General features: G+C 70.1%; 28 protein-coding genes. 18 read left to right on the forward strand and 10 right to left on the reverse strand.

Features of this window, described 5'->3' with window-relative positions:
- Positions 1-58 precede the first annotated feature (58 nt).
- Together C3E87_RS11470 and C3E87_RS11475 are read right to left on the reverse strand one after the other, a co-directional pair.
- A complete protein-coding gene (locus tag C3E87_RS11470; protein WP_076062982.1) occupies positions 59-973 on the reverse strand; it encodes a metallophosphoesterase in 915 nt (304 codons plus the stop codon).
- Positions 973-3,408 carry a transglycosylase domain-containing protein gene (locus C3E87_RS11475; RefSeq protein WP_076062984.1) on the reverse strand — a complete coding sequence of 812 codons (2,436 nt, stop codon included), beginning with the start codon at positions 3,406-3,408 and terminating at the stop codon, positions 973-975. Before C3E87_RS11475 ends, C3E87_RS11470 begins: the two co-directional genes overlap by 1 nt.
- Before the next feature lie 153 nt (positions 3,409-3,561).
- Here C3E87_RS11475 and C3E87_RS11480 point away from each other — a divergent pair, with 153 nt between their 5' ends.
- Positions 3,562-3,867, forward strand: a complete 306-nt coding sequence (locus C3E87_RS11480; RefSeq protein WP_076062986.1) for a WhiB family transcriptional regulator — start codon at positions 3,562-3,564, stop codon at positions 3,865-3,867.
- A gap of 57 nt (positions 3,868-3,924) precedes the next feature.
- On the opposite strand, the gene C3E87_RS11485 is transcribed toward C3E87_RS11480, so the two are convergent.
- The 7 genes from C3E87_RS11485 to C3E87_RS11515 form a co-directional block, all read right to left on the reverse strand.
- On the reverse strand, positions 3,925-4,560 hold the full coding sequence (locus tag C3E87_RS11485; protein ID WP_083665614.1) for a CoA pyrophosphatase: 636 nt from the start codon (positions 4,558-4,560) through the stop codon (positions 3,925-3,927).
- Entirely contained in the window at positions 4,557-5,153 is a 597-nt protein-coding gene (locus C3E87_RS11490; protein WP_083665615.1) for a TlpA disulfide reductase family protein, read from the reverse strand. Before C3E87_RS11490 ends, C3E87_RS11485 begins: the two co-directional genes overlap by 4 nt.
- Positions 5,154-5,214: 61 nt before the next feature.
- A complete protein-coding gene (gene nth, locus C3E87_RS11495; RefSeq protein ID WP_198928304.1) occupies positions 5,215-5,868 on the reverse strand; it encodes an endonuclease III in 654 nt (217 codons plus the stop codon).
- A gap of 19 nt (positions 5,869-5,887) precedes the next feature.
- Positions 5,888-6,343: a RidA family protein gene (locus C3E87_RS11500; RefSeq protein ID WP_076062990.1), complete on the reverse strand. Its 456-nt coding sequence runs from the start codon at positions 6,341-6,343 to the stop codon at positions 5,888-5,890.
- Positions 6,343-6,504, reverse strand: a complete 162-nt coding sequence (locus tag C3E87_RS11505; protein WP_198928302.1) for a hypothetical protein — start codon at positions 6,502-6,504, stop codon at positions 6,343-6,345. Before C3E87_RS11505 ends, C3E87_RS11500 begins: the two co-directional genes overlap by 1 nt.
- A gap of 13 nt (positions 6,505-6,517) precedes the next feature.
- A complete protein-coding gene (locus C3E87_RS11510) occupies positions 6,518-7,012 on the reverse strand; it encodes a phage holin family protein (protein WP_076062993.1) in 495 nt (164 codons plus the stop codon).
- Positions 7,013-7,053: 41 nt separating this feature from the next.
- The gene (locus tag C3E87_RS11515) at positions 7,054-7,794 is read right to left on the reverse strand and encodes a class I SAM-dependent methyltransferase (RefSeq protein ID WP_076062996.1); all 741 of its coding nucleotides are present in this window, start codon (positions 7,792-7,794) and stop codon (positions 7,054-7,056) included.
- A 145-nt stretch (positions 7,795-7,939) separates the two neighbouring features.
- Between C3E87_RS11515 and ssd the strand changes: the two genes are divergently transcribed.
- The 9 genes from ssd (at position 7,940) to mgrA (ending at position 16,097) form a co-directional block, all read left to right on the forward strand.
- The gene (gene ssd, locus C3E87_RS11520; protein WP_076062998.1) at positions 7,940-8,944 is read left to right on the forward strand and encodes a septum site-determining protein Ssd; all 1,005 of its coding nucleotides are present in this window, start codon (positions 7,940-7,942) and stop codon (positions 8,942-8,944) included.
- The gene (locus C3E87_RS11525; RefSeq protein WP_076063000.1) at positions 8,937-10,082 is read left to right on the forward strand and encodes a TadA family conjugal transfer-associated ATPase; all 1,146 of its coding nucleotides are present in this window, start codon (positions 8,937-8,939) and stop codon (positions 10,080-10,082) included. The genes ssd and C3E87_RS11525 overlap by 8 nt, the downstream gene beginning before the upstream one ends.
- The gene (locus C3E87_RS11530) at positions 10,076-10,864 is read left to right on the forward strand and encodes a type II secretion system F family protein (protein ID WP_076063002.1); all 789 of its coding nucleotides are present in this window, start codon (positions 10,076-10,078) and stop codon (positions 10,862-10,864) included. Before C3E87_RS11525 ends, C3E87_RS11530 begins: the two co-directional genes overlap by 7 nt.
- Positions 10,861-11,595 (forward strand): type II secretion system F family protein, encoded by a 735-nt coding sequence (locus C3E87_RS11535; protein WP_076063004.1) that lies wholly within the window; start codon positions 10,861-10,863, stop codon positions 11,593-11,595. The genes C3E87_RS11530 and C3E87_RS11535 overlap by 4 nt, the downstream gene beginning before the upstream one ends.
- 54 nt (positions 11,596-11,649) lie before the next feature.
- Positions 11,650-13,950 carry a DEAD/DEAH box helicase gene (locus tag C3E87_RS11540; protein ID WP_076063006.1) on the forward strand — a complete coding sequence of 767 codons (2,301 nt, stop codon included), beginning with the start codon at positions 11,650-11,652 and terminating at the stop codon, positions 13,948-13,950.
- A gap of 103 nt (positions 13,951-14,053) precedes the next feature.
- Positions 14,054-14,296, forward strand: coding sequence for a DUF4244 domain-containing protein (locus C3E87_RS11545; protein ID WP_076063008.1), 243 nt, complete (start codon positions 14,054-14,056; stop codon positions 14,294-14,296).
- Positions 14,297-14,331: 35 nt separating this feature from the next.
- A complete protein-coding gene (locus C3E87_RS11550; protein WP_076063010.1) occupies positions 14,332-14,652 on the forward strand; it encodes a TadE family type IV pilus minor pilin in 321 nt (106 codons plus the stop codon).
- Entirely contained in the window at positions 14,649-15,008 is a 360-nt protein-coding gene (locus C3E87_RS11555; protein WP_143571014.1) for an Rv3654c family TadE-like protein, read from the forward strand. Before C3E87_RS11550 ends, C3E87_RS11555 begins: the two co-directional genes overlap by 4 nt.
- 42 nt (positions 15,009-15,050) lie before the next feature.
- Positions 15,051-16,097: an L-glyceraldehyde 3-phosphate reductase gene (gene mgrA, locus C3E87_RS11560; RefSeq protein WP_076063013.1), complete on the forward strand. Its 1,047-nt coding sequence runs from the start codon at positions 15,051-15,053 to the stop codon at positions 16,095-16,097.
- Between the two features lie 85 nt (positions 16,098-16,182).
- On the opposite strand, the gene C3E87_RS11565 is transcribed toward mgrA, so the two are convergent.
- Positions 16,183-16,986 carry a hypothetical protein gene (locus tag C3E87_RS11565; protein ID WP_076063015.1) on the reverse strand — a complete coding sequence of 268 codons (804 nt, stop codon included), beginning with the start codon at positions 16,984-16,986 and terminating at the stop codon, positions 16,183-16,185.
- 86 nt (positions 16,987-17,072) lie between these two features.
- On the opposite strand from C3E87_RS11565, the gene C3E87_RS11570 reads away from it, so the two are divergent.
- From C3E87_RS11570 to C3E87_RS11605, 8 genes are all read left to right on the forward strand, one after another.
- Positions 17,073-18,560, forward strand: coding sequence for a methyltransferase (locus C3E87_RS11570; protein ID WP_076063017.1), 1,488 nt, complete (start codon positions 17,073-17,075; stop codon positions 18,558-18,560).
- A 36-nt stretch (positions 18,561-18,596) separates the two neighbouring features.
- Positions 18,597-18,935 (forward strand): PadR family transcriptional regulator, encoded by a 339-nt coding sequence (locus C3E87_RS11575; protein ID WP_076063020.1) that lies wholly within the window; start codon positions 18,597-18,599, stop codon positions 18,933-18,935.
- On the forward strand, positions 18,932-19,426 hold the full coding sequence (locus C3E87_RS11580; RefSeq protein ID WP_076063022.1) for a hypothetical protein: 495 nt from the start codon (positions 18,932-18,934) through the stop codon (positions 19,424-19,426). Before C3E87_RS11575 ends, C3E87_RS11580 begins: the two co-directional genes overlap by 4 nt.
- An 85-nt stretch (positions 19,427-19,511) precedes the next feature.
- Entirely contained in the window at positions 19,512-22,163 is a 2,652-nt protein-coding gene (gene topA, locus C3E87_RS11585; RefSeq protein WP_076063024.1) for a type I DNA topoisomerase, read from the forward strand.
- A gap of 14 nt (positions 22,164-22,177) precedes the next feature.
- Positions 22,178-23,584 (forward strand): hypothetical protein, encoded by a 1,407-nt coding sequence (locus C3E87_RS11590; protein ID WP_143571015.1) that lies wholly within the window; start codon positions 22,178-22,180, stop codon positions 23,582-23,584.
- The gene (gene tmk, locus C3E87_RS11595; protein ID WP_076063028.1) at positions 23,581-24,195 is read left to right on the forward strand and encodes a dTMP kinase; all 615 of its coding nucleotides are present in this window, start codon (positions 23,581-23,583) and stop codon (positions 24,193-24,195) included. Before C3E87_RS11590 ends, tmk begins: the two co-directional genes overlap by 4 nt.
- Positions 24,196-24,439: 244 nt before the next feature.
- Positions 24,440-25,357, forward strand: coding sequence for a sulfite exporter TauE/SafE family protein (locus C3E87_RS11600; protein WP_076063031.1), 918 nt, complete (start codon positions 24,440-24,442; stop codon positions 25,355-25,357).
- A gap of 16 nt (positions 25,358-25,373) precedes the next feature.
- Entirely contained in the window at positions 25,374-26,525 is a 1,152-nt protein-coding gene (locus C3E87_RS11605) for a DNA polymerase III subunit delta' (protein WP_076063033.1), read from the forward strand.
- Positions 26,526-26,574 lie beyond the last annotated feature (49 nt).

Below are 26,574 nucleotides of genomic sequence, written 5' to 3' on the forward strand. Positions count from 1 at the left end.
AGATTAGCGCACGGCGGGCCCGGGTGCGAATTCACTGTTCCCCACGGGACAGCGAGCGTCAGTCCGTATCCGGCCGGGGAACCAGAGTGAGCAGCGTCACCTCTGGGCGGCATGCGAACCGGTACGGCGCGAACGGGGAGGTGCCCAATCCCGCGGACACGTGGAGGTGCGCGGTGTGGCCCGCGGAGGTGTGGGTGGACAGGCCCTTGACGCGGGCCGCGTCGAGGTCGCAGTTGGTGATCAGCGCGCCGTAGCCCGGCACGCAGACCTGGCCGCCGTGGGTGTGGCCGGCGAAGATCAGGTCCATGCCGTCCGCGGTCATGGCGTCCAGCAGCCTCAGGTACGGGGCGTGGGTCACGCCGATGTTGAGCGCCGCGCCGGGCTCCGGAGGCCCGCCGACGGCGGGGTAATCGTCGCGGCGCAGGTGGGCGTCGTCCGTGCCCCGGAAGGCCAGCCGCTGCCCCGCGACCTCGAGCACGGTGCGGCCCTGGGTGAGGTTCACCCAGCCCAGCTCCTCGAGACGGTCGGCGAGCTCCGCTGTGGGTAGCGGGCGGGGCTCCGGCTGCGCGTGGCCGTTCGACGACCCGTGTGTGAGGTACCTCAGCGGGTTGCGGAACTGTGGCGCGAAGTAGTCATTGGACCCGAAGACGAACACGCCGGGGATGCCGCGCAGGGGCTCCAGCGACGCCATCAGGGCAGGGATGGCCCTGGCTTGAGAGATGTTGTCGCCGGTGCTGACCACGAGGTCCGGCTCCAGCCCGGCCAGGGCGGCGATGAACTCCTGCTTCCCGCGCTGGGAGTCCATGAGATGGAAGTCCGACACGTGAAGCACGCGGAGCTCTCTGGAGCTCTTCGGCAGCACGTCGAGCTGCACCCGGCGCACGGTGTACAGGCTCCGCTCGACGAGGCCCCAGCCGAAGCAGGCGGCGCCCAGGCCGGCCAGCCCGCCGAGGATCTTGGTGGCGGCGCGCATCAGTCGTCGTCGTCCCCGCCCTGGCCCGGAGGGCCACCCGGCTGCTGACCGGGAGGTGTGGCCGGAGGAGCGGCGGGCGCAGCGGGGGCAGCGGGGGCCGTCGCCGCGGGCTCAGTGACCACGGGCTCCGGCGCAGGCTTCGGCGCGGGCTCCGGACCGGCTGAGACCCGCAGCGTGATGGTGGAGAACTTCACGGCCTGGTCAGAGGGCGTGATGCCGAGGAAGGCGCCCTTGCGACGGCTCGAGTACTCCCGCTGGGTGCGGGTGGTGAAGCCGGCCGCTTCGATGGTCTCCTTGGCCTCGTTGTAGCCCATGCCCTTCACATCGGGCACCGGCACCAGCTGGCCCTCGAGGATGGTCTTGGTGGGCTCGGTGAACTTCGTCTTGGGCTTGTCCGCGAGTGCCGAGGTCATAGCGGCCTTCCAGATCTGGCCCGCGTCGCCGCCACCGGATCCCTCCAGGTACGTGCCGCTGGCGGGCATGGTGCCCTTGACCGTCTGCGTGTGGGTCTTCCACCACGTGTTGGCGGTGTCGACGCCGATCATGGCGACGCCCGCCATCTCCGGGGTGTAGCCGGCGTACCAGACCGCCTTGTTCTCGTTGGTGGTACCGGTCTTGCCTGCCTCGTCGCGACCGTCGCGCAGCGCCGCCCGGCGACCGGTGCCGTTCATGGCCACGCCTTGGAGCAGGTAGTTGACGCCGTCGGCGATCTCCGGCCGGATGACCTGCTCACAGTTGGCCGAGGGCACCTCGAGCTTCTTGCCCTCCTTGGTCGTGACCGACTGCAGGATGATGGGGGTGCAGTGGATGCCGCGGTTGGCGAACGTGGCGTAGGCCTCGGCCATGGACAGCGGCGTGATGTAGGCGGTGCCCAGCGTGAACGACGGGAACGAGGCCTGTGTGCTCATGGGGTCACCGTTGGCGAGCTTCACGCCCACCTTCTCGGCCATCGTCGTGGTGTTACAGATGCCCACGGCCTGGATGAGCTGCATGAAGTACGTGTTGACCGACGACTCCGCGGCCTTGCGCATGTCGATGGTGCCGTAGCCCCTGTCGTAGTTGCTGACGGGGCGGTCTGCACGGGTCTTGAACGGGCCCTCACAGTTGGTGAAGGTCTCGCCGTCGATCTCGAGTTCCTTGGGGGCGTCGTACTTCTGGTCCGGTGTCATCCCCAGGTCCAGCGCGGCGGCCATGGTGAAGGCCTTGAACGTGGAGCCCGCCTGGAAGCCTTCGATGCCACCCATGGAGCCTTCGACGTTGATGTTCTTGAACGTCTCGCCCACGGCCTCGTCCGGTCCCATCTTGGGGCGCGACTGGGCCATCGCCACGATCAGTCCGGTGCTGGGCTGAACCAGCACCGAGGAACCCCAGACGGGGTCGAGCGGTGCGATCTGGGAGGCGACCGCCGCTTCTGCGGCCAGCTGGGCCTCCGCGTCGATCAGCGTGTGGATGGTGAGCCCCCCGCGGTTCAGCATGTTGCGGCGCTCTTCCTCCGTCTCGCCCATGCTCGGCATCTTCATCAGCGTGCGCTGCACGTAGTCACACAGGAAGGGGAACTGAGAGGCCACGCAGCCGTTGGGGAGGCGCTTGATCTTCGACGGATCGAACGTCGTCTCCTTGGCGGCGGCGGCCTCCGCCTTGGTGACGAGCTTGAGCTCGGCCATGCGGTTCAGCACGGTGTCGCGGCGGTTGATGGCGCGCTGGGTGTATTTGGTGGGGTTGGTCTGCACGGGGTTCTGGACCAGGCCGGCCAGCATCGCCGACTGTGCCAGGTCCAGGTCCTTGGCTGAGACCTGGAAGTAGTGCTGGGCCGCGGCCTCCACGCCGTAGGCGCCGTCGCCGTAGTAGGCGATGTTGAGGTAGCGCTCAAGGATCTCGTCCTTGGTGAGCTTCTCCTCGACGGCCATGGCGTAGCGCATCTCCACGATTTTGCGCTCGAGGGACACCTCGGTGGCCTTGCGGACGCCTTCCTGGTCGTTGTTCATCGACGCGGTCTCCACGCGCACGAGTTTCACGTACTGCTGGGTCAGCGTCGACGCGCCCTGGGTGTCGCCGGTCAGCGTCTTCACGGCCGCGCGGCCGAAGCCTTGGAAGTCGATCGCGCCGTGTTCGTAGAAGCGGTGGTCCTCGATGGCGATCTGCGCCTGCTGCATGAACAGCGAGATGTCCTCGAGCGGCACGTAGATGCGGTTCTCGTCGAAGAACGTGGCCAGCACCTTGCCGTCGCCCATCAGGACGCGGGATCGCTCGGACTGCGGCGGGGTCTCGAACTCGGCCGGCAACTGCTCCAGCGATTCGGCAGCCATCTTCACGCCGTTGCCGGCGAGAGCGGTCATAGGCACGGCCAGCCCTGCGAGCAGGAGGCCCGACAGGAGTGATACCGCGAAGAACATCAGGAGGGAATAGCCCTTCTGGCCCAGGGAGGCAGACTTCATACGGCGCATTCTACGTGAGGGGGTCCAAAACCCCTTTGTCAGACGTTTCAATGGCCGCTGGCATGGGCGGTAACCTGAACCCCCCTGTTGCAAACGCCATGACATGCGCTACGGTCGATGCATAGGACGAAACTGCGCAAGGGAGGGCAGCTGATGTCGCTCGCCGAGGTTAGTGAATGGACGCTCCAGGCCAAATGCCGGGACATGGCGGACGCACTCTTTCCAGAAGGTAAAGATCAGAAACGGGCTCGTTCAGTCTGCGTCGGATGCCCGGTCCGATCTGAGTGTCTCGCGGAGGCGCTCGACAACCGGATTGAATGGGGTGTCTGGGGGGGAATGACCGAACGTGAGCGTCGAGCACTGCTGAGACAGCGGCCCGACATCGACTCGTGGTTCGACGTGCTCGTCAACTACACCAACGGCACAGGCTTCACTGTCGTGCCGGTGGACCACCACTGAAGCACTGGACAGAAGCGGCGGGTGGATCAGTCCACCCGCCGCTTCCACACCCATCAGTCAGTCCCGCAGAAAACGCGCGGGCACGTCTGCCACCCGGCCCCTTTCCCACGGAAGTGCCCATCCGGCCAGGTCCAGAACCCAGTCAACGAGGTGCCCGGTGAGGCCCCAGATGAACTGGTCTCCCACCACGAACGACGGGCCCATGAACCCGCTGGGGTGGCGTCCCATCACGCGTGTCTCCGGGGCCGCCAGTTCCGAAACCCGGAAGTGGTGCACCTCAGCCACCTCGCGTGGGTCCACGACGCTGAGCTCGTCCCCACCCGGCCACGCGCCCACCACGGTGGTGACGTCGTAGCGCGATGCCGGCACCCACAGCGCCGGCAATTGTCCTAACACCGTGACCTGCGTCGGGTCGAGCCCGATCTCCTCGCGCGCCTCCCTGAGCGCGGTGTCCGCACGGTCGACGTCCGTGTCGTCGACGGCGCCCCCCGGCAGCGCGATCTGCCCGGCGTGCCGGCGCATGGTGGTGGCCCGGGTGATGAAGGTCAGCGACGGGTCGCCGTCGTCCGTGAACAGGGCCAGCACGGCTGCTGAGCGTTCGCCGCGGGGCGTGCGGTCGATCCCGATGTGGCGGGCCGCCTGGGGTTGCGCGAGCGCGCCGCGGAGACGGCCGAAGACGCGCTCGTCGCTCATGACACCCCCAGGTACCGGGCGGCCATGTCCTTCAACTGCTCGGTGGATTCGATCGGCCCGGCGTGGACCCCGGCGATCTTCCCGTCGGCGTCGATGAAGTAGGTCGACGGGATGCCGGGAATCTTGAGAGGCACCTGCAGCGTCTTGTCCTGGTCCGTCACGTGGGGGTAGAACCAGCCGACGAGGCCGGCGAACTCGATGGCCCAATCGGGGAGGGGGTCGTTGTAGTCGACTCCGAGGAAGGCGACGCCGTCGAGTTCGGCAAGGCCCTCACGGAGGAAGGGCGCCTCCTCGCGGCAGGGGCCGCACCACTGGGCCCACACGTTGATGATGGTGGGCGTGCGCTCCAGACCGGCCAGGTTGACCGCCTTGTCGCTGCCCAGGCAGGTCAGTTGGGTGTGGGGGAGCCCGCCGTCGATCTGCTCGGCGGCCGGATCCGTGTCCGGGCAGTCAGGCAGCCCGTACTCGACACGCAGCGCCGCGAGATCCGGCGGCGGCGTGGCGGGCGCGGCGGGGGTGGTGCTCTGGCCGGGCGTGCACGCGGCGAGCAACAGAGCCGCGCTGAGCGCGGCGATGGCAGACCTGATCCTCATCGTGCTGCGAGATTACCCCACGACGCCGCGGCCTCAGCCCGACGCCACCGGCGGTGCGCCGTCAGTTCCTGGGCTCCCGGATGAGCTGGGCGGCCTTGGCGGGATCCTGTTCGCCGATGTCGCGGCTGGGGCACCATTCGGCAACGGGGCAGGCCCCGCAGGCCGGGCGCCGGGCATGGCAACACCGTCGGCCGTGCCAGATCACGCGGTGACAGAGCATCACCCATTCCTCCGGAGGGAACAGGGCCCCGACGGAGCGCTCCACATCGTCCGGCTTGGTGCTGTCGACCCAGCCGAAGCGGTTGGCCAGGCGGATGAGGTGGGTGTCTGGGGTGACACCGGGCACGCCGAACGCGTTGCCCAGCACCACATTGGCGGTCTTGCGCCCCACTCCCGGCAGCGAGACGAGTTCGTCGAGTGTGCCCGGCACCTCGCCGTCGAATTCATCGACGATGCGCCGGCTCAGCCCGATGATGGCGGTGGTCTTGTTCCGGTAGAACCCGACAGGTCCGATGATGACCTCAACCTCTTCCCTGTCCGCCTCCGCGAGCGCCGTGGCGTCGGGGAAGCGTCGGAAGAGGTCTGCGGTCACCGCGTTGACCCGGCGGTCCGTCGACTGCGCCGACAACACCGTGGCGACGAGCAGCTCGAACGGGGTGCGGAAATCCAGCTCGCACCGAGCGTCGGGGTAGGCCTCGGCGAGCGTCTCGTTGATGATCGCCGGCTGGTCCACCTCAGACCTCGACGACGAGTTCGACCTCCACGGCCGAATCCAGCGGGAGCACCGCCACGCCCACCGCGCTGCGCACGTGGACGCCGGACTCGCCGAAGATGTCACCGAGCAGGTTCGAGGCGCCGTTGGCGACGGCGGGCTGCGCCGTGAAGCCGGGCTCGCTGGCCACGAAGACCACCACCTTCAGCACGCGGCGGATGTTGTCGACGCCACCGGCGATGTCGGCGGCGGCCGCAACGGCGTTGAGGGCCGCGGTGCGGGCTGCCGCAGCGGCGTCGCCGGGCGACACCGGGCCCCCCACTTTCCCGACGGCGACGAGCTCACCGTCGACGAACGGCAGTTGGCCGGAGGTCCAGATCTGGTTGCCCACCCGGGTGGCCGGTACGTAGGCAGCGACGGGAGCGGCTACCGGCGGCAGTTCGACGCCGAGTTCAGCCAAGCGCTCGGAGGCGGGCATCAGGCGTCCTGGATGGGCCGCTTGAAGTAGCCGACGAGCGTGTCCGGGTTGGGGCCGGGGGCGAGCTGGATCAGTTCCCAGCCATCCGAGCCGAAGTTGTTGAGCAGCTGCTGAGCGACATGCGACAGGACGGGCGCGACGAAGTATTCCCACTTGATCATGGGAGACAAGGTACTACGGCCGGCCGAACGACTTCTCGAGGTCTGCGTCGCGGAATTGGGGGAGGTCGTCGGAGCGGATCACGACGTCGGTGTCCTTCGTGCGGGAGGCGACGGCGTCGACCACCGCGTCGAGCGTCATACGGGCCTCGGAGATGGTGGCCTCCGGCATCTTGACGTCCCGGAACTTGCCACGGCCCAGCGTGAACAGCACGGCGGCCACGAGCAGCGAGAACAGGACGCTGACCAGAAAACCCAGCGTGATCGCGGGGAACGGCCCCATGGAGGTGAGTGCGTTGAGAAGCAGACCGACGCCCAGTGCGATCAGGATGACGAGCATCCAGATGGCGTGCAGGGCGAAGACGGCGGCACCGGCGAAGAACCCGGCGCCCACGCCTGCGGCTTTGGCGGCGGGCTTGATCTCGGCCGAGGCGAGCTCGGACGTCTTCGAGACGAACTCGGAGAGCGAGTCCTTGATGTCGACCAACGGGTGGCGGGGCTCAGCGGGCATTGGATGCTCCTTTCGCAGCTAACAGCCTAGTACCGCATAGATCACAGTGGGATGGCCAAGCCGCTATCCGGTAATTCGACGGGGCCGGTCAGTTCCTCGTGGCTGACCCAGGCGCGCCAGCACAGCAGTTGGTAGGGCAGCCGCAGGTTCTCGCCGGGGCGTACCGCTCCGTCGAACAGGTCGATGACCTGGCCGATGAGGGTGTCGAGCTGGCTCTGGTCGAGGTTGCCGGCCAGCGGCTGCCTGCGCACCATGGCGATGAGGTCTTCGCGGCTGACGGCCTGCCAGATCCGGAACGCGCGGCGCTCCACCTCCGGGAAGTACTTGGAGCGGCCCAGCACGTCGAGGCTCTGGTGGCCGTAGTCGCCCTTCATGGCCATGGGGTCATAGCGGCGCAACAGCGCGGCGAGCCGCCGCACCCAGGGCACCGAGTCGTCGCGCACCAGGTAGGAGGCGCTGACGCATCCGCCGCTGCGCAGCACACGGGCGAGTTGGGGGAGGGCCTGGTCGAGGTTGTAGCGGTGCAGGCTCTGGTGCGCGAAGACCACTTCGAACTGCAGCGGATCCGTGGGCACCGCCTCCGGCCGCGCCAGCAGCGGCGTGACCCGCGTGAGCTCGGCGAGCCGCGCGTGGACGGCGGGGTTGTCGGTCAGCGCGAACAGGGTGTGCCCGGCGGCCGAGAGCCGGCGCGTGAGGTGCGTGTCACCGGCCAGGACCAGCCCGCGCACGTCCTGCCACACGGAGAGCCAGGTGAGGGCCTCGTCGGGCAGGGTGATGCTCATGCCGTCCTTCCGCGTAGCTGATGTGGTGGGGCCAGCCTAGCTGGCTGATTGTGCGTCACGACGGAGGACGCCGCGCCGGGGAAGGTTATCCACAACGGGGCACATCCGTCGAAAATCGGGCTGCCCGTTGACCACAGTGGTGGGCATGGACCCCTACGTTCTGCTCTGCTCCCGGGACCCGGCCGTCATCGAGGCGGTGGAGGTCTCCGCGGCCGCTTTCGAGGTGCCGTTGCGTGTGGCCCACCATCCTGATGAGGTGCGGGTGGCCTGGCCGGAGGCGGCGCTGCGGCTGGTCTCCACGGAGGTCGCCACGCGTTGGACGGGCGTCGCGCCCGGGCAGGCCTACCTCGTCGGTGCCTCGCCGCCGGAGTTGGCGCGGTGTTCCGCCTCCCTCGCATTGCCGGTGCTGCCACTGCCTGACCACGGCGGTCACCTGGCGGAGGCCATCTCGACGGCGGTGCGCGCGGACGCGGTGCGGGCCACGGTCGTGGCGCTGGTGGGCGCCTCCGGCGGCCTGGGCGTGAGCACGCTGGCGGCCTCGTTGGCGCTGGTGGCGGCGGCACAGCGGATGCGCGCGGCGTGCGTGGACCTGGCGCAGGCGGGCGGAGGGCTGGACCTCCTCGTCGGAGCGGAGACCGTCGACGGCGTGCGGTGGCCTGACCTGAGTCATGCGCGGGGCGAATTGGGGGATCTCATGGGCGGGTTGCCCATGGCCGAGGGGGCGGCGTTCCTGGCGCAGGGGCGGGAGTCGTCCTCCGCGCCACCGGCGGCAGCGGTGGCGGCCGCCGTCGGCTCGCTGGCCCGCTCCGCAGACCTCGTGGTCATCGATGCCGGCCGTGAGGCGCCGCCGGTGGAGCCGGACCGGACGCTGCTCGTCGTCGGCGCGGACGTGAGGTCCGTCGCCTCCGCGCGGATGCTGGTCGAGGGCCGGTCCGTGCAGCCCGGTGCGGTGGTGGTCCGGCGTGGGCCCGGCCGGTCCATCCCCGCAGAGGTCGTCTCGCGCGCGCTGGGCCTGCCCTGCCTGGCGGCCATCACCCACGAGAAGGCGGTGATCCGGTTGGCGGAGCTGGGGCTGTCGCCTGTCAGCGCGGCTGCGCGCCGGTACCGCAGGCAGGTCGCGGCGCTGCTGGCGGAGGTGCGCGGTGGCTGAGGTCCAACTCGATGTGCTCCAGAGCCGCCTGGCCGGGCTGGGCCGCACCCACACCCCGGTGGACGTGGCGGCGGCGCTGCGCGGGATGGGCGTCATCGTGACCGACGCGGTGGTGCACGACGTGCTCGCCCAGCTGCGGCGCAACAGCGTCGGGGCCGGCCCGCTCGACGACCTGCTGGCCGAGCCGGGGGTCTCTGACGTCGTGGTGAACGGGCCCCGTGAGGTGTTCGTGGACCGCGGCCGGGGGTTGGAACGCGCGGAGGTGCGTTTCGTGGATGACGAGCAGGTGCGCAGGCTCGCCATCCGGCTGGCGGCCGCCGCCGGGCGACGCCTGGATGACTCGTCGCCCTTTGTCGACGGGCGTCTGCCGGGCGGGGTGCGGCTGCATGCGGTGCTCGCGCCGGTGGCGGCGCCGGGCACCTGCCTGTCGCTGCGGGTGCCGGCCCGCCGGAGCTTCTCGGTGGCAGACCTCGTGGCGGACGGCTCGTTGCCGCCGGAGGGTGAGCGCCTGCTGCGGGCCGTGGTGGCTGCACGGTTGCCCTTCCTGATCTCCGGCGGCACCGGCACGGGAAAAACCACGCTGCTCTCGGCCCTCCTGGCCTTGGTGCCCGGCCATGAGCGTCTGGTGGTGGTGGAGGATGCGCGGGAACTGGTGCCGGACCATCCGCACTGTGTGCGCCTCGAGGGCCGGCCGGCGAACGCTGAGGGGACAGGCGCCATCACGCTCACCACTCTGGTGCGGCAGGCGCTGCGGATGCGCCCGGACCGCGTCGTGCTGGGAGAGGTGCGTGGTGCCGAACTGACTGACCTGCTGACCGCGCTGAACACCGGGCATGAAGGGGGTTGCGGCACGGTGCACGCCAATTCGGTGCAGGACGTGCCCGCCCGCCTGGAAGCCCTCGCGGCCCTGGGCGGGCTGGGCCGCGAGGCGTGCCATGCCCAGGTGGCCGCTGCCCTCCAACTGGTGGTCCATCTCCGGCGGAGCCGGTCAGGCGCCCGGGCGGTGGACCAGATAGGGCTGTTCCGGCGGGGCTCCGACGGCCTGGTCGAGATCGCGCCGGCGGCGTCCTTCGTCGGGGGACGGGTGCGCTACGAGGGGGAGGCCGGCGCCGAACTGACCAGGCTGGTGGGGTGGTGACCGGCGCTGCGCTGGTGGCCGCCCTCTCCGCGGCGGTGCTGGTCGGGCCCGCGCCCGGGCTGCGGCGCCTGGCGCCGCGCCGCCGACGGCTGCCCACCCGGGTGTCGCCGTGGGTGGTGCTCGGGCTGCTCGCAGCGGTCGGGGCAGCCGGTGCGCTGGGTCTCCGGGCGGTCGGCTGGATGGCGGTGGGGGCCATCGCGTTCGGCACTGCCGGCTGGTTGGTGGTGAGCGCGCGCCGTCGACGCAGCGCGTCCAGGCGGGCGGGCGAGTGCGCCGCGGCGGCCCGGGTGCTGAGTTCCCTGCTGCGGTCCGGTCAGATTCCCACCGTGGCGCTCGCCGAGGCGGCGCGTGACTCGCCCGTCCTCGCCCCCGCGGCTGCGGCCGCCGCCTTGGGTTCGGATGTGGGGGCGGAGCTCGAACGGGTCGCCTCCGTCCCCGGTCAGGGCGGGATGCGGTCCGTCGCGTCGGCGTGGCGGGTGAGCGAGAGGAGTGGGGCCCCGGTGGCGGACGTGCTGTCGTCGGTGTCAGAGAACCTGCGGCGCCAGCGGCAACTGCAGGCCGTGATCGACGCCGAACTGGCGGCCGCGCGAGCGAGTGGCCACATCATGGCGGCGCTGCCCTTCCTCGCTGTCGGCCTCGGCTTCGCAGCCGGTGCAGACCCGCTGCGCTTCCTGTTCGGCGGTGTCATCGGCCAGGTGTTGGTGCTCGCCGCGGTGACACTGACCGCCGCCGGGGTGCTGTGGATCGACAAGCTCGCGCAGGGAAGGAGTGCGGTCAGGTGAACCAGTTGCTGACGGCGGCCCTGGCCGCGTTCCTGGCCGTGGTGGTGGCGATGCCCGCGCCGGCTGCGGCGCTGGAGCGGCTCCGGGCACGGCCCGAACGGAGGGTCCCGGCGTGGCTGGAGGGCAGGGAGGGGGCCCTGCCGCTGCGGCAACGGGCGCTCCTGGGCGTGGCCGTCGGCGCACTCCTGATGCTGGTCCTCGACGGGGTGCCCGGAGTGGCGGGAGGGTTGGTCGTCGGTCTCGGGTCGGTGGTGTTGCTGGGGTACCGTGCGCCACGGCCGGACACGGGTGAGTTGGCGGCGGAGCTACCGGACGCCCTGGGTTTCCTCAGCGTCTGTCTGGAAGCGGGCCAGCCCATGTCCGCCGCAGTGGAGGCGGTGGCGGCCGTGTCGCCGCCCGCCACGCAGAAGCTGTTGCGGGAGGTGGCGGGGCAGATGGCGCTCGGCAGGGCTGGGCCTGAGGCGTGGGCCCGGCTGCGGCAGCACCCGGTCTGGGGGCAGCCGGCGGCGGGCATCGCCCGGGCCGAGCGGTCCGGCGCGTCGCTCGCCGGCGTGCTCAGGGTGCACGCCGAGGATGCCCGGCAGGACTTCCGGGATCGGTCGCTGAAGGCCGCCCGGACGGTGGGGGTGAGGTCGGTCGTTCCACTGATGGCGTGCTTCCTGCCCGCCTTCATCCTGGTCGGGGTGGTGCCCATCGTCGCCGGGCTGATCCAGAATTTCTTCTCGGGTTGAATCGACACGGCGGTCGATTCAGAAATTGTGGGTGGTGGCTGGCACAGTTGAGGAGTGACGTTTTCCTGGGTGCTGGGCCGCGACGAGGTGACCGCTGTTTCACAGCGCGAAGCCGCCGCCGGCGTGCCCACCGCGTGGCCCAGTTGGCTGCCGGCTAAGGCCGCAGAACAGATCTCCGCAGCGGGCATCGCCGCGCCCTGGCGGCACCAGGTGGAATTCGCAGACGCCCTGTTCCACGGCGAGCACAGCATCGTGTGCACGCCCACCGGCTCCGGCAAATCGCTCGGCTACCTCATGCCCATCATCACCGGCGCCGTACATGGGGAGGTGGGCGTCACCGTGGATTCGATGCGCGCCCGGCTCACCGGCCCCAGGCACACGGCGCTGTACATCTCGCCCACCAAGGCGTTGGCGCACGACCAGGCCCGGGCGGCGGCGGCACTCGGGCCGAAGACGTGGCGCATCACCCCGCTCGACGGTGACTCGGACGAGGCCGAGCGGCGCTTCGCCAGAGACCATGCCAGCTTCATCCTGACCAACCCGGACATGCTGCACTTCTCCATGCTGCCCAACCACCAGCGGTGGTCGAGGTTCCTGGGGTCGCTGCGCTACATCGTCGTCGACGAGGCCCATCGTTACCAGGGCATCTTCGGGGCGCACGTGGCGCAGGTGCTGCGCAGGTTGCGGCGGATCGCGGCCCAGTACGGGGCAGACCCCGTCGTCGCGCTGTCGTCGGCCACGGCGCCCAACGCCCGGGAGTTCGCGGAGACCCTCATCGGGGCCGGCCCGGTGAAGGTGGTCGACGAGGACGCATCACCGTCGGGCCGCCGCACGGTGGCGCTGTGGCGGCCGGAGAAGTCGCTGCGCGACGACACAGCCCGCCTGCTGGCGGGGCTGACGGACGAGGGCAGGCAGGTGATCGCGTTCGTCCCGTCCAGACAGGGTGCCGAACTGGTCTCCCTGGCTGCGCAGGAGGTGGCGCGCGAGCCCACCAGGGTCGCCTCGTACCGCGGCGGCTACCTGGCCTACGACCGGCGCGAGCTCGAGGCGGCGCTGCACAGCGGCGAGCTTCGGGGGTTGGCCTCCACCAACGCGCTGGAGCTCGGCGTCGACGTGGCGGGCATGGACGCGGTGCTGGTCTCCGGCTATCCGGGCAAGCTCGCGTCGTTCTGGCAGCAGGCCGGCCGCGCGGGGCGCCGCGGCCAGGACGCGCTCGTGGTGTTGCTGGCACGGGAGAACCCGCTGGACGTCTACCTCCTCGAGCATCCGGAACTGATCTTCGACGCCCCCGTCGAGCGGGCGGTGCTGCACCCCGAGAACCCGCGGGTGCTCGGGCCCCACCTCGCCGCAGCCGCCCAGGAACTGCCGCTGTCAGCAGACGACGAGCGCTGGTTCGGCCCCACCACCTCCGCATTGGCGGACGCGCTGGCGCAGCAGGGGGTGTTGCGCAACCGCGCCGGCCGCTGCTTTTGGACGAGGCCGGACCGGGCCGTGGACTTCATCGACCTGCGCGCCATCGGGGAGCGCCCCGTCGACATCATCGAGCGCGACACCGGCCGGGTGGTCGGCGTGGTCGACATGGCGGCCGCGGACCGCACCGTCCATCCCGGCGCGGTGTACCTCCACCAGGGCGAGACGTTCCTCGTCGACGAACTGGACCGTGAGGAGCACCAGGCGTTCGTCGTCCAGGGCAGGCCGAGGTACTACACGCAGCCGCAGTCGTCGTTCGACATCGAGATCCTCCGCGAGGTGGACCGCAAGCGGTTGGGTGTCACGGAGGTCTGCCGGGGTGACGTGCGGCTGGATTCCCAGGTGATGGCCTACCTCCGTCGCGACGAGGTGACCCATGAGGTGTGGGATACCACCGCCCTGGAGATGCCGCTGCACCGGATGACCACGCAGGCGGTGTGGTGGACGGTGCCGGCGCACCTCGCCGGCCGCCTGGGCTGGGCTGAACTCCAGATGGGGGCGGCCGCCCACGCCATGGAGCACACCGCCATCGGGCTCCTGCCGGCGTTCGCGCCCTGCGACCGGTGGGACATCGGCGGCGTCAGCACCGCCCTGCACCCGGACACCGGCCTCTGCACGATCTTCGTGCACGACGGAATGACGGGCGGCTCCGGCTTCGCGTACCGGGGCTACGAGGTCATCGAGGAGTGGCTGGCAGCCACCTTCGAGCGCCTCACCCGGTGCGGCTGCGCCGAGGGCTGCCCTGCCTGCGTGGTGTCGCCCAAGTGTGGCAACGCCAACCAGGTGCTGAACAAGCCGGATGCGGCCGAGCTGCTCGGGCTGCTGCTCGACGCGGAGTCTAGGGCGATCACCCGTTGTCCACAGCCCGCGGTGTTGTCCGCCTGATCCATCCACACACGCGGGTTCACGCGGTGATTCAGGGTGCCCTTTTCCGATCAATGGGGGTGAGACCGGCCGAAAGGCGGCCGACCTCGGGAAAGGAACCTCCATGTCCAACCTCGTGCTCCACCCCCAGCGCACGGCGCAGCTGCGCCGCCTCACCGAGCGGGGCCTGACCACCGTCGAGTACGCCATCGGCCTGCTCGCCGCCGCCACCGTCGCCATCCTCTTGGTCCGGGTCTTCTCCGACAACGCGTTCTTCCAGGTGCTCTTCGACTGGGTCACTGGCGTCTTCGGCAAGGTCCTGCAGGGCGACTTCAACATCTCCGATCTGCTCAAGGTCGGAGGGTGATCCGAGGAGGGAGGACCCGGCGGGGTGAACAGGGGATGGTCGCCGTCGAGCTCTGCGTCGGGTTGCTGCTCGCCGTGGTCCTCACCGTCGGCCTGGTCGGGGCCTCCCTCCTCGGAGTGGCCCAGGCAACGGCCGCCGAGGCCAGCGCCCAGCTGGCCCGGCAGGCCGCCCGGGGTGACGACGAAGCCTTCGCCGAAGCCAGGGCCCGGGTGCCGAAAGGCGCACGCATAGAGGTAGCCAGGGAGCACCTCGGGGTCCAGGCCAGCGTGACGCTGTCGGTGCCCGTTCTGAAGCTGGGCGTCGTCGACGTCTCCGCCCGGGCCTGGGCCGCCTACGAACCGGGGATCGGGCCGTGAGCCGACGCACCGAGCGCGGTTCGGCAGGGGTGCTACTGACGATGGGGATGAGCCTGGCACTCCTGGCGTCGTTCACCGTGGCTGGGGTCCTGATCGCGTGGTTCTCGGCGGCCCGGCACGCCGAACAGGCGGCCGAGCTCGCCGCCCTCGCAGCGGTGTCCGCGTCGGTCCAGGGCGCTGACCCCTGCTCCGCGGCGGGCGAGGCCGCGGTCCGCAACGGGGTCTCGGTCGCGGAGTGCGCAGTGCGGGGCGGGGGCCGGCACGTCGTCGTCGAGATCGCGGTCCGGGCCCCCTTGGAGCCGGCCCTGCCCGGAGCGCCACGGACCTTCCTGCGCAGTGCCACGGCCGGAACGTGACCGATTTCAGCACCGCCTCCGGGGTGCCAATAGGCTGACGGTATGACTTATGTTGCAGCGGAAGACCGTTATGACTCCATGCCGTACCGGCGGCTCGGCACCTCCGGCCTGAAACTGCCCGCGATCTCGCTGGGCCTGTGGCACAACTTCGGAGACGACAAGCCGCTCCAGACCCAGCGCGACATCCTGCGCCGCGCCTTCGACCGTGGCGTGACGCACTTCGACCTCGCGAACAACTACGGCCCGCCCTACGGCTCCTCGGAGACGAACTTCGGCCGGCACTTCGCCGAGGACTTCAAGCGGTACCGCAGCGAACTGGTCATCTCATCGAAGGCCGGCTGGGACATGTGGCCCGGTCCCTATGGCTTCGGCGGCTCGCGCAAGTACCTCGTCGCGTCCTGCGACGACTCGCTGGCGCGCATGGGTCTCGATTACGTCGACATCTTCTACCACCACCGTCCTGACCCGGACACCCCTGTCGAGGAGACCATGCAGGCCCTGGACTTCATCGTCCGCTCAGGCCGGGCACTGTACGCCGGCATCTCCTCGTACTCGGCGGAGCTGACGGCCAAGGCCCAGCAGATCGCGCGCGAACTCGGTACGCCGCTGGTCATCCATCAGCCGTCGTACTCCATCCTCAACCGCTGGGTTGAGGACGGCGAGCCCAGCCTCCTGCAGTCCGCGGCCGCCAACGGCATGGGTGTCATCGCCTTCTCGCCGCTGGCGCAGGGGATGCTCACCGACCGCTACCTCGACGGCATCCCGGCTGATTCCCGCGCCGCCGCCGGGAAGTCGCTCGACGAGGGGCTGCTGAACGAGAAGAACCTCGAACACCTCCGCGCGCTGAACGCGATCGCCGAGGGCCGCGGCCAGTCGTTGGCCCAGATGGCCATTGCCTGGGTGCTCCGCGACCAGGGCGAAGCGTCCGTCACCTCCGCGTTGCTGGGCGCCTCGTCGGTGCGCCAGCTCGACGCGAATCTCGACGCCCTCACCAACCTGGCCTTCACCGAGGACGAGCTCTCGGCGATCGACGGGCACTCCGGAGTGGGAGGCATCAACCTCTGGCAGGGAGCCACAGACTCCGTCTGACGGAACAAGGCAGTGCGAGTCTCCGCAGAGTGCAGAAGCGCCCGCGGCAGGGATCCGTCCCCGTCGCGGGCGCTCCAGTTCAGGCCTACGGCACCTGCGGGATGTCCACCGGCTGGTTGAAGTCGGAGTACTCCGTGATGACCGTCGCCTCCATGATCGTCATTTCCTGCTTCACCAGGCGCAGTTGGTCATCGAGCCACCAGGTGGTGGCGATCCCTTCCGCCCCGGGCGCGGCAGAGGGCACCAGGGCCCCCAGATCCAGCACCACGGTGAACTTCCGCTCCGCCTTGTCCACGAGTTCGATGGATTCGACGAGGCCACGGAGGGTCTCGGCATCGAGGGTGGGCTTGGTGCCCTCAGCCGAGTCGGGGATCTGCTGTTCCTGCCAGGCCCCGCCGTCGGTCCGGGTATAGGCGGTGGTGCCCTCGGTGACGGACTCCACCTTCTTCCCGGCGGCCTCCAGCACCGTGTAGGTGCGGGGATTGGCCGGGTCCGTGCTGTCGACGTAGGTGACGGTCTCGGAACCGGGGACCGACGTCGAGGTGGTCATCTTCATCGTCGTGATCGACTCCTGCACCGGGCGGTACAGGTCGAGGAAGGCCTCCGTGTCCACGGGGCCCTCGTCCCAGGGGAGCTCGCCGGAGGACCCCTCGGGGGTCGACTCCTCCTCGCTGGGTTCGGCGGTGGCCGATTCCTCCTCCGTCGGCGTCGCCTCGGCGGAGGTCTCCGTGGCAGGGCTCTCCGAACCGCCCGCTCCGGTCTCTTCGGCCGTTGCGGGTGAGCTGGCCGGGGCCTGCGTCTGGGGGGTCTCCGCGGTTCCGCTGCAGGCGCTGACCCCCAATGCGGCCGCCGCCAGGGCGGCGATCAGTACGTTCTTCTTCAGTGCCATGCGCCCATGGTCGCAACCGGGAGGGTCAGGTCGACAGGCCTCGTCGATGGCGATTCAGCCGACGCCGCCCTGCCTAAGATGTCGCCATGGCCATCGACACCGCCGCGCTCCGCGACCAGCTCACCGCCGCCCGCTACACCTCTGATGCGGTGGTCGACCGGATCGGGGAGGACGGCCAGGCAGGGCTGGGGCGCAACTGCACCGTGCCGGCCGACGTGGCGCTCGGCGACGCCGCAGACCCGCAGGCCGCGCTGATCAGGCTCTTCATCCTCCAACAGGCGGTGCCGCGTGAGGTGGTGGCCGCCGCGGTCGGCGTGGACGCCCTGCTGGAGGAGGGTTTCGTGCGGATGGACGGGGATTCGGTCCGCGCCGTCGTGGACATCCGCCCCTACGGCTCGCCGGATGACGGAGCGTCCGGATGGGTGGTGGCCGACCCGACCCCGGGCCTGGACCACGGGATGTCGCCCATCCGCCCTGACTACGTGCTGGGAGTGTCGCCCGCGTCCACCACGCTCGCGCAGCTGACCATGCGCACGCCTGTGGACACGGCGTTGGACCTCGGCACCGGCTGTGGGGTGCAGTCGCTGCATCTCAGCCGGCACGCCGGCCGGGTGGTCGCCACGGACGTCAACGAGCGCGCCCTCGAACTGGCGAGGGTGACCGCAGGGCTGGGCGGTGTCGAGGTGGACTACCGCAACGGATCCCTCTACGAGCCGGTGGCGGGGGAGCGGTTCGACCTCATCGTGTCGAACCCGCCGTTCGTCATGAGCCCGCCCACCGACGAGGCCGACACCCTCACCTACCGGGAGGCGAACTTCGAGGGCGACTCCCTCGTCGAGACCCTCATCCGCGGTGCCGCGGACCACCTCACCCCCGGGGGGTCGCTGCAACTGCTGACCAACTGGGCCGTGACGGACCAGCCGTGGGAGGAGCGGCTCGGCGCCTGGATCCCGGACGCCTGTGACGCCTGGATCATCGAGCGGGAGCGCCTGGACGTGTTCTCCTACATCGAGATGTGGCTCACCGACGCCGGGCTGGCGGGTACGGACCGGTGGAGGGAGGCCTACGACGAGTGGCTGGCCTACTTCGAGCGCCTGGGCGTGCGCAGCATCGGGATGGGATGGGTGCTCGTCACCAGGGCGGAGCGGGCCGAGCCCCACTGCCGTTTTGAGAGCTGGCCGCACGCTGTCGCCCAGCCGGTGGGAGACGTCTTCGCCCGGCATCTTGCCGCCGTGGATGCGTTCCAGCTACCGACCGCGGAGCTGTTGGCCGCCCGGCCCCGGCTCGTCGACGTCGAGCAGGAGACCATCGGCCGGCCCGGCGCGGAGGATCCGGAGCACGTGGTGTTCCGCCAGCGGGTGGGGCTCCTGCGTGCCATCAAAGCCGACACCGCCCTGGCCGCCGCCCTCGGCGCGCTCGACGGCGAGTTGACCGTTGGCCAGGTGGTGGCCGCCGTCGCGCAGGTCCTCGACCTCGACGCTGCGGAGCTGGCCGCCGCGCTTCTTCCAGAGATCCGTCAGGCCCTCCTCGACCAGATGCTGATCCTCGCCGGCGACGGTTCCCACGCGATATAGGTTGCATCGCTGACTAGATAGATATACGATCTAGCCATGGTACCTGCAACTCCCTGGCCGTCGAGTTGGCTCAAGGGCTTCCTCGAAGTGGCCGTTCTTGCGATCATCGCCGAGGGCGAGACCTATGGCTACGAGATCACCAGCCGCCTGAACGACGCCGGCTTCGGCACCGTCAAGGGCGGCACCCTCTATCCCATCCTCGGCCGCCTCGAAGAGGCCGGGTTCGTCGACACCGACTGGCGCGCCGGTGATTCCGGCCCCGGCCGCAAGTACTACCGGCTCACCGCCGACGGCGCGGCGGACCTCCGCAACCGCGCGGACACCTGGCGTGCCTTCTCCCACAACCTCTCCGCCCTCCTGAAGGAGCACTCATGAACGCCACCGGCTACATCGACGACCTCACTCTCGAACTGCGCCTCCTCGACGTGCCCGGCGACCGGATCGGGGAGATCCTGGCCGAAGTGGAGTCCCACGTCGCCGAGACGGGGGAGGATCCCGTCGAGGCTTTCGGCCCCGTCAAGGCGTATGCGGCCGAACGGGCGAGCGCCACCGGGGTCGCCGTCGCGGATCAATCCGCTCCCTTCCTGATGCGCCTCTTCCGGGGACAGGTCCTGTTCGCCCTCGCCGGTTTCGGCTACACCGCAGTGGCCGGCTGGTTCCTCGTCAGCGGCGTCCTGGCGCTCTTCTCCGACGGGACGGAGCTGCCGTTCGGCATGCCGGTCTGGGCGTCGCTGACGCTGGGCGTGGTCCTGCTGGCGGCCTGGGGTGGCTGGTTCCTGCGACTCTCCAAGAAGGACCGCATCATCGACCCGCGCACCGGTACCGAAGTGCAGTGGGACGCCAAGGGCCGACGTCGCCGCGGCTAGGGGTTCGAGTGCCCGAAGCGGGCAAGCTTGACAGCTCAGGCTATTGTTCCTCACGAGTTTCCCCGTTGTTAAAGGACAGATCTGCATGTCAAGCAAGCGTCTCGTGATTGTCGAGTCGCCGACCAAGGCGACCAAGATCGCCGGTTACCTCGGCGGCGACTACATCGTGGAGTCGAGCCGTGGTCACGTGCGCGATCTCCCCACGAAGGCCGCCGAGGTGCCCGCCAAGTACAAGGGCGAGGCCTGGGCGCGCACCGGGGTCAACGTCGACGACGACTTCCACGCCATCTACGTCGTCTCGCCGGACAAGAAGGCGACCATCCGGGACCTGAAGGCCAAGCTCAAGGACGTCGACGAACTCTTACTGGCAACGGATGGTGATCGCGAGGGCGAGGCCATCGCGTGGCACCTCATGGAGGAGCTCAAGCCCAAGGTGCCGGTCAAGCGGATGGTGTTCCACGAGATCACCAAGTCCGCCATCGAGGAGGCCGTCCGCAACCCCCGTGAGATCGATGTCGACCTCGTGGACGCGCAGGAGACCCGCCGCATCCTCGACCGCCTGTACGGCTACGAGGTGTCGCCGGTGCTGTGGAAGAAGGTCATGCCGAAGCTGTCGGCCGGCCGCGTCCAGTCGGTCGCCACCCGCCTCATCGTCAACCGCGAACGCGAGCGCATCGCGTTCGTCCCCGCGTCCTACTGGGACCTGGACCTCACGCTCGACGGCGGCCCGGACACGGACCCCCGCAACTTCCCCGCCCGCCTCGTGGAGGTGGGTGGCGCGAAGGTGGCGCAGGGCCGCGACTTCAACGCCGACGGCGAGCTCACCGCCGGCAACGCGCTGGTGCTCGACGAGGCCTCGGCCAAGGCGCTGGCTGGGGCGCTGGCCGACGGTGACCTCCGCGTCGCCTCCGTCGAGGCCAAGCCCTACACCCGCCGCCCCTACGAGCCCTTCCGCACCACCACGCTGCAGCAGGAGGCCGGCCGCAAGTTGGGCTTCTCGTCGCAGCGCGCGATGTCGGTGGCGCAGGAACTCTACGAAAAGGGCTTCATCACCTACATGCGAACCGACTCGGTGTCGCTCTCGGGTGAGGCCATCACCGCCGCCCGCAAGGCGGTGCGCGCGCTGTTCGGCGAGCGGTTCCTCCCCGACAAGCCCCGCGTCTACGCCTCGAAGGTCAAGAACGCGCAGGAGGCGCACGAGGCGATCCGTCCCGCCGGTGATTCTTTCCGCCACCCGGACGACACCGGTCTCTCGGGCGACGCCTACCGCCTCTACCAGTTGGTCTGGCGGCGCACCCTGGCCTCGCAGATGGCCGACGCCCGCGGCGAGTCCGTCTCGATCAGGATCGACGCCACCATCGGCGCCACCACGGTCGCCGACGCCGAGGCCACCTCGGCCGGCATCGTCGCCTCGGGCCGCACCATCACCTTCCCCGGCTTCCTCAAGGCCTACGTGCAGGGCGTCGACGATGAGTCGACCTCCGACGACGCGCAGTCGCGCCTCCCGGTGCTCACCGAGGGGCAGGAGCTGGCCGTCGCCAAGGCCGAGCCCGCGGGCCACGAGACCCGCCCCCCGTCGCGCTACACCGAGCCGTCGCTGGTGGCCAAGCTGGAGGAACTGGAGATCGGCCGCCCGTCGACCTACGCCTCCATCATCCGCACCATCACCGCGCGTGACTACGTCTTCAAGAAGGGCTCGGCCCTGGTGCCCACCTGGTTGGCGTTCGCCGTCACCCGGCTGCTCGAGGAGCACTTCACCGAACTGGTGGACTATGCCTTCACCGCCGAGTTGGAGGACCAGCTCGACGAGATCGCCTCCGGCAAGGCGCAGCGACTCCAGGTGCTCACGGATTTCTACCGCGGCGCCGAAGGCGACACCCATCACGGCCTCGAATCCCTCGTGAGCGAGCTCGGCGACATCGACGCCCGCGCCCTGTCCACCTTCCCGCTGAAGGATTCCGGCATCGACGTGCGCGTCGGCCGCTACGGCACCTACGTGGAGGCCTCTGACGGTCGCCGCGCCAACGTGCCGGAGGAGCTGGCGCCGGACGAGCTCACCGTCGCCGTCGCCGAGGAGCTGCTCACCCAGCCACTCGACGAGGAGCGTGAGCTCGGCGTCGACGAGGCGTCCGGCCTCATGATCGTGGCGAAGAACGGCCGCTTCGGCCCGTACGTCACCGAGGTGCTGCCCGAGGACGCACCGAAGTCCAAGAAGCCGCGCACCGGCTCGCTGTTCAAGTCGATGTCGCTGGACTCGCTCGACCTGCCCACCGCCCTCAAGCTCCTCAGCCTGCCCCGCACCGTCGGCAAGGACGAGGAGGGCAACGAGATCACCGCCCAGAACGGACGCTACGGCCCGTACCTGAAGCGCGGCACGGATTCGCGGTCGCTGACCACCGAGGACCAGATCTTCGAGATCACGCTCGAGGAGGCGCTGGCCATCTATGCCCAGCCGAAGACGCGCGGACGCGCCGCCGCGGCCGCCCCGCTGGCGGAGTTCGGCGCAGACCCGGTCTCCGGCAAGCCTGTGGTGCTGAAGTCCGGCCGGTTCGGGCCCTACGTCACCGACGGCGAGACCAACGCCACCCTGCGCCGTGACGACGCGCCCGAGGCCATCACCCCGGAACGCGCCTTCGAACTGATCGCTGAGAAGCGGGCCAAGGGCCCGTCGACCCGTCCTGCGCGCAAGACGACCACGCGCAAGACGACCACCCGCAAGGCAGCCCCCAAGAAGTAGTGAGGCTGACAGCCATGGCGAAGAAGGGCACACCCAAGGGCGCGATCCGGTTCGAGGTCCCGTTCACCTCGGAACCACCACAATTCACCTCCACCGCGGTCGGTTTGGAGCGCCTCGTGCGCAGGCCCTCGGCGAGTTTCGTGATGGACAGCACCATCATCGACGCGCCGGACGGTCGCCTGTTGAGGGCCGGCGTCGTCGTCGCCCACCGCGTGGTGGCCGGTGCCGGCCAGTGGTACCTCGCCGCCCCCGCGTGGGAACCGCACCTGCCCAGCGAGCAGGCGGAGCCCGTGTCCGGCAGCGGCGACCTCCCGGAGCGGTTCGCCCGCCTCGTGAAGCCGTTCGTGCGCGGCGCGACGCTCGGACCCATCGCGGCCATGACGTGCGAGCGCGACGAGTGGTTCCTCCGCGACGCGGACAACGCGACCGCCGCCATCGTCCGCGACGACAAGGTCCAGGTGCGCCGCGACGGTGTGCTCAGCGCCGAATACCGCGAGGTCACGTTCACGCCCAGCGAGGCCCTGACCGGTCAGCAGCGCGAGTTCCTGCTCAGCGCCGCCCAGGCCGGGGGGTCCACGCTGGTGACGGACTTCCCCCACCTCCAGCAGCGGCTGGGCGCCCCCGCCACCGGCCTCACCGGGTTCCCCAAGCCCCGCGAGCTGTGGCGCGACGCGTCCCTCGAGGAGTTCGTCGCCGCGATCTTCGCCGGGCACCTGGGCCACATCGTGCGGGCAGACCTCGACAGACGCACCGGTAACCCCGACGAGGTGGGCGCGCTGAACCACCGATTGTGGGAGTTCGGACGTGACCTCCGGGGCCTCGCGACCGTGCTCGAACCCGCTTGGCGGGAGAGCGTCGAGAGCGTGCTCACCGGCCTGCCCTTCGCCTCGGCCATGGACATCGAGCAGCCCACGTTGCACGCGATCGACGCGCTGGTCACCGGGGCCCGCGCGCCCAGGCTGGGCGACCTGTCGCATCAGCCGGCCGCGAAACTGCTGTTCGAGCGTACCGAGCAGGCCACGTTCATCCTGGCCGACCGTTGCCGCAGCCTCACGCCAGCGTCGCCCGACGAGGCCTGGCAGGCGGCGCTGCGGGCGGCCGAGCAGCTGGAGGTGGCCGCCAACGTGCTGGCCCCGATGATGCCCAAGATGATGGGCAAGATGCTGCGGACGCTCGACGAGGTGCTCGACGAACTGCGGAGGGCGTCCAAGGGCCTCCGCAGCGGCACCCCCGAACTCGACGGGCTGTCGCCGTCTCAGGCCTACCAGTTGGGCCTCGACTACGAGCGGACCCGGGGCGGGGCGGCGCTGCGTCGACGCGACTTCATCCAGCGCTGGCCCGAGCGGGTGGCCGAGGCGCGGAAGCTGCTGGCGAAGGCCAAGAAGAAGCAGGCGAAGCAGTTGAAGAAGCCCACCTCATGAGCGGACTGTTCATCGTGTTCGAGGGCGGCGACCGGGTGGGCAAGTCCACGCAGGTTCGGCGCCTGCAGTCGTGGTTGATGACCCGGGGCCTGCCGCACATCGTGACGCGCGAACCGGGGGGCACCGAACTCGGCGCCACCCTGCGCCGACTGGTGCTGGACCCCGCATCCGGCGACGTCGACCACCGCGCTGAGGCGCTGATGTACGCGGCCGACAAGGCCCAGCACGTGCACGAGGTGATCCGCCCGGCGCTGGAGCGCGGCGAGGTGGTGGTCTGCGACCGCTACGTGGACTCGATGATCGCGTACCAGGGTGCGGGCCGGGACCTCGCGCTGGGCGAGGTCGCCGATATCGCCTGGTGGGCCGTCGGCGGTCTACGGCCGGACCTCACGATCCTCCTCGACGCCAATCCCGACGACGCGGTGTCGATCAAGCAGGACAAGGACCGCCTCGAGAGCGCGGGCCTGGAGTTCCACCGCCGGGTGCGCCGGCACTTCCTCGCACTGGCCGCCGAGCGGCCCGAGGAGTACTTCGTGATGAAGGCGCTGGAGGGCAGGGATCTCATGGCAGCCAAGATCGCCGGCCGGATCGAATCCCTCCTCGCCGGCTGAGACCTTCCTGGCCGTGAATGCGGCTGGTAGCGAGATATTCCGCGTTCCGCGTGCAGCGAAACCAGGGGATTCGATGTTAACAAGCGCCGATGTAGCTGCTTGACTCTCCGCATGTTCGACTCCGCCGCCGAGAGCACACTGACGTCTCCCACGCCTGTCGTCCTGATGCGCATCAACAGCGCCATGTGTCTGGGCTAGCCGCTCCCGCACGCCCACACCACCCCAGACACAACAAAGGCACCTCATGCTCAACTTCGTCCTGCTCGCCCTCGTCGGCCTGGCCGCCCAACTCGTCGACGGCTCCCTCGGTATGGCCTACGGGGTCACGTCGACCACGCTCCTGCTGGCCATCGGCACCAACCCGGCCATGGCCTCGGCCACCGTCCACCTCGCCGAGATCGGCACCACCCTCGCCTCGGGCATCTCGCACCACCGCTTCGGCAACGTCGACTGGCAGGTGGTGCTGCGCATCGGCGTCCCAGGCGCCATCGGCGCGTTCGCGGGCGCGACGTTCCTCTCCCGGCTCTCGACGGAGGCCGCGGCGCCGCTGATGGCCATCATCCTGCTGGTGCTCGGCGCCTACGTCCTGGTGCGCTTCACGTTCTTCGGGATCTCCACCCGCAAGCTCGGTCAGCGGCTGCCGACGAAGTTCCTCGCGCCGCTCGGCCTGTTCGCCGGGTTCGTCGACGCGACCGGCGGCGGCGGGTGGGGTCCCGTTGGTACCCCGGCGCTGCTGGCGTCGGGGCACATGGAGCCGCGCAAGGTGATCGGCACCATCGACGCCTCGGAATTCCTGATCGCGATTGCCGCCTCGGTCGGATTCTTCCTTGGCCTGGGCGGCGGCGCGATCGTGCCGTGGATGGCGGGGGCGCTGCTTCTCGGGGGGCTGATCGCCGCGCCGATCGCCGCCTGGCTCGTCCGGCACCTGCCGCCACGCGTGCTGGGCGCGGCGGCCGGCGCGACCATCGTGCTGGTCAACGCCCGCTCGCTCGTCCGCAGCTTCGGTGTGCCGGAGGGCCTACAGTTGCCGGCCTACCTCCTGGTGTTCGCGTTGGGCGCGGCCGCCGTCGGCTGGTCGTTGCGGGCGCACCTGCGGGCCCGGCGCGTCGAGCAGTCCCGCGTGGCCGATGAGGTTGCCGAGGGTGATGCTGTCGCCGCCTGATGGCAGGATGAGCCACATGGGTGATGTGTTCTCTGAGCTGATCGGGCAGGAGCGGGCGGTGGCCACGCTGCGCCGCGCCGTCGAGGGGCACCGGCACGCCATGACGCACGCCTGGCTGTTCGTCGGTCCTCCCGGGTCCGGTCGGTCCAACGCGGCGAAGGCCTTCGCCGCCGCCCTGCAGTGCCCGCAGGGTGGCTGCGGTGAGTGTCAGGAGTGCCGCACCACGCTCTCGGGCGCCCACCCGGATGTCACGCTGTTGCGCACGGAGCAGTTGTCCATCGGTGTCGACGAGGTGCGGGCGCTCGTGGGCCGCGCCAACATGGCTCCGGTCAAGCAGCGCCACCAGATCGTCGTGGTGGAGGACGCAGACAGGGTCACCGAGCGCGGCGCGGATGCGTTGCTCAAGGGCCTGGAGGAACCGGCTCCCCGCACGGTGTTCCTGTTGTGCGCGCCCAACCCGGACGACGTGATCGTGACCATCCGCTCCCGCTGCCGCACCATCAAGCTGGCCACCCCCAGCGACGAGGCGGTCACCCGGCTCCTGGTGGAGCGCGACGGCATCTCGCCGGCGCTCGCCGCCCACGCCGCCCGCGCGGCCCAGGGCCACGTCGGCCGGGCGCGCATGCTGGCGCGCTCAGAGACCGCCCGCATCCGTCGTCATGAGATCCTCACGCTGCCCGGCAAGCTCACCTCCGTCTCGGCCTGCCTGACCGCCGCGGAGAACCTCGTGGCCGCCGCGAAGGAGGAGGCTGAGCAGACCACCACGGAACTCGACGCCAAGGAGATGGCGGCGCTGCAGGAGGCCCTCGGCATCGGGGGGCGGGGGAGCGCCAAGCCGCGCAACGCCCAAGCCGCCATCCGGGAGTTGGAAGACCAGCAGAAGATGCGGGGCAAGCGGCTGCAACGCGACTCGTTCGACAGGGTGTTGACGGAACTGACCGGCTACTACCGCGACGTGCTGGTGGCCCAGACCGCGCCGGGGGTGCCGCTGGTCAACGCGGACCTGGCAGACGAGATCGAGCCCGTCGCCCGCCGCTCCACGCCCGAACAGACGGTGCATGCCTTGGACGCCATCCTGCAGGCGCGCACCGCGCTGGAGGGCAACGTCGCCCCGCTGCTCGCGCTGGAGTCGCTCCTGATCAGCTTGTCGCTCGCGCGCCGGAGTTGAGCCGGACGGGCGTGTCACCCCGGGCAGGGGCTCCAGTCGGTGCCAAGAT

It is taken from the genome of Tessaracoccus sp. ZS01 (assembly GCF_022342445.1).
Lineage (GTDB): Bacteria > Actinomycetota > Actinomycetes > Propionibacteriales > Propionibacteriaceae > Arachnia.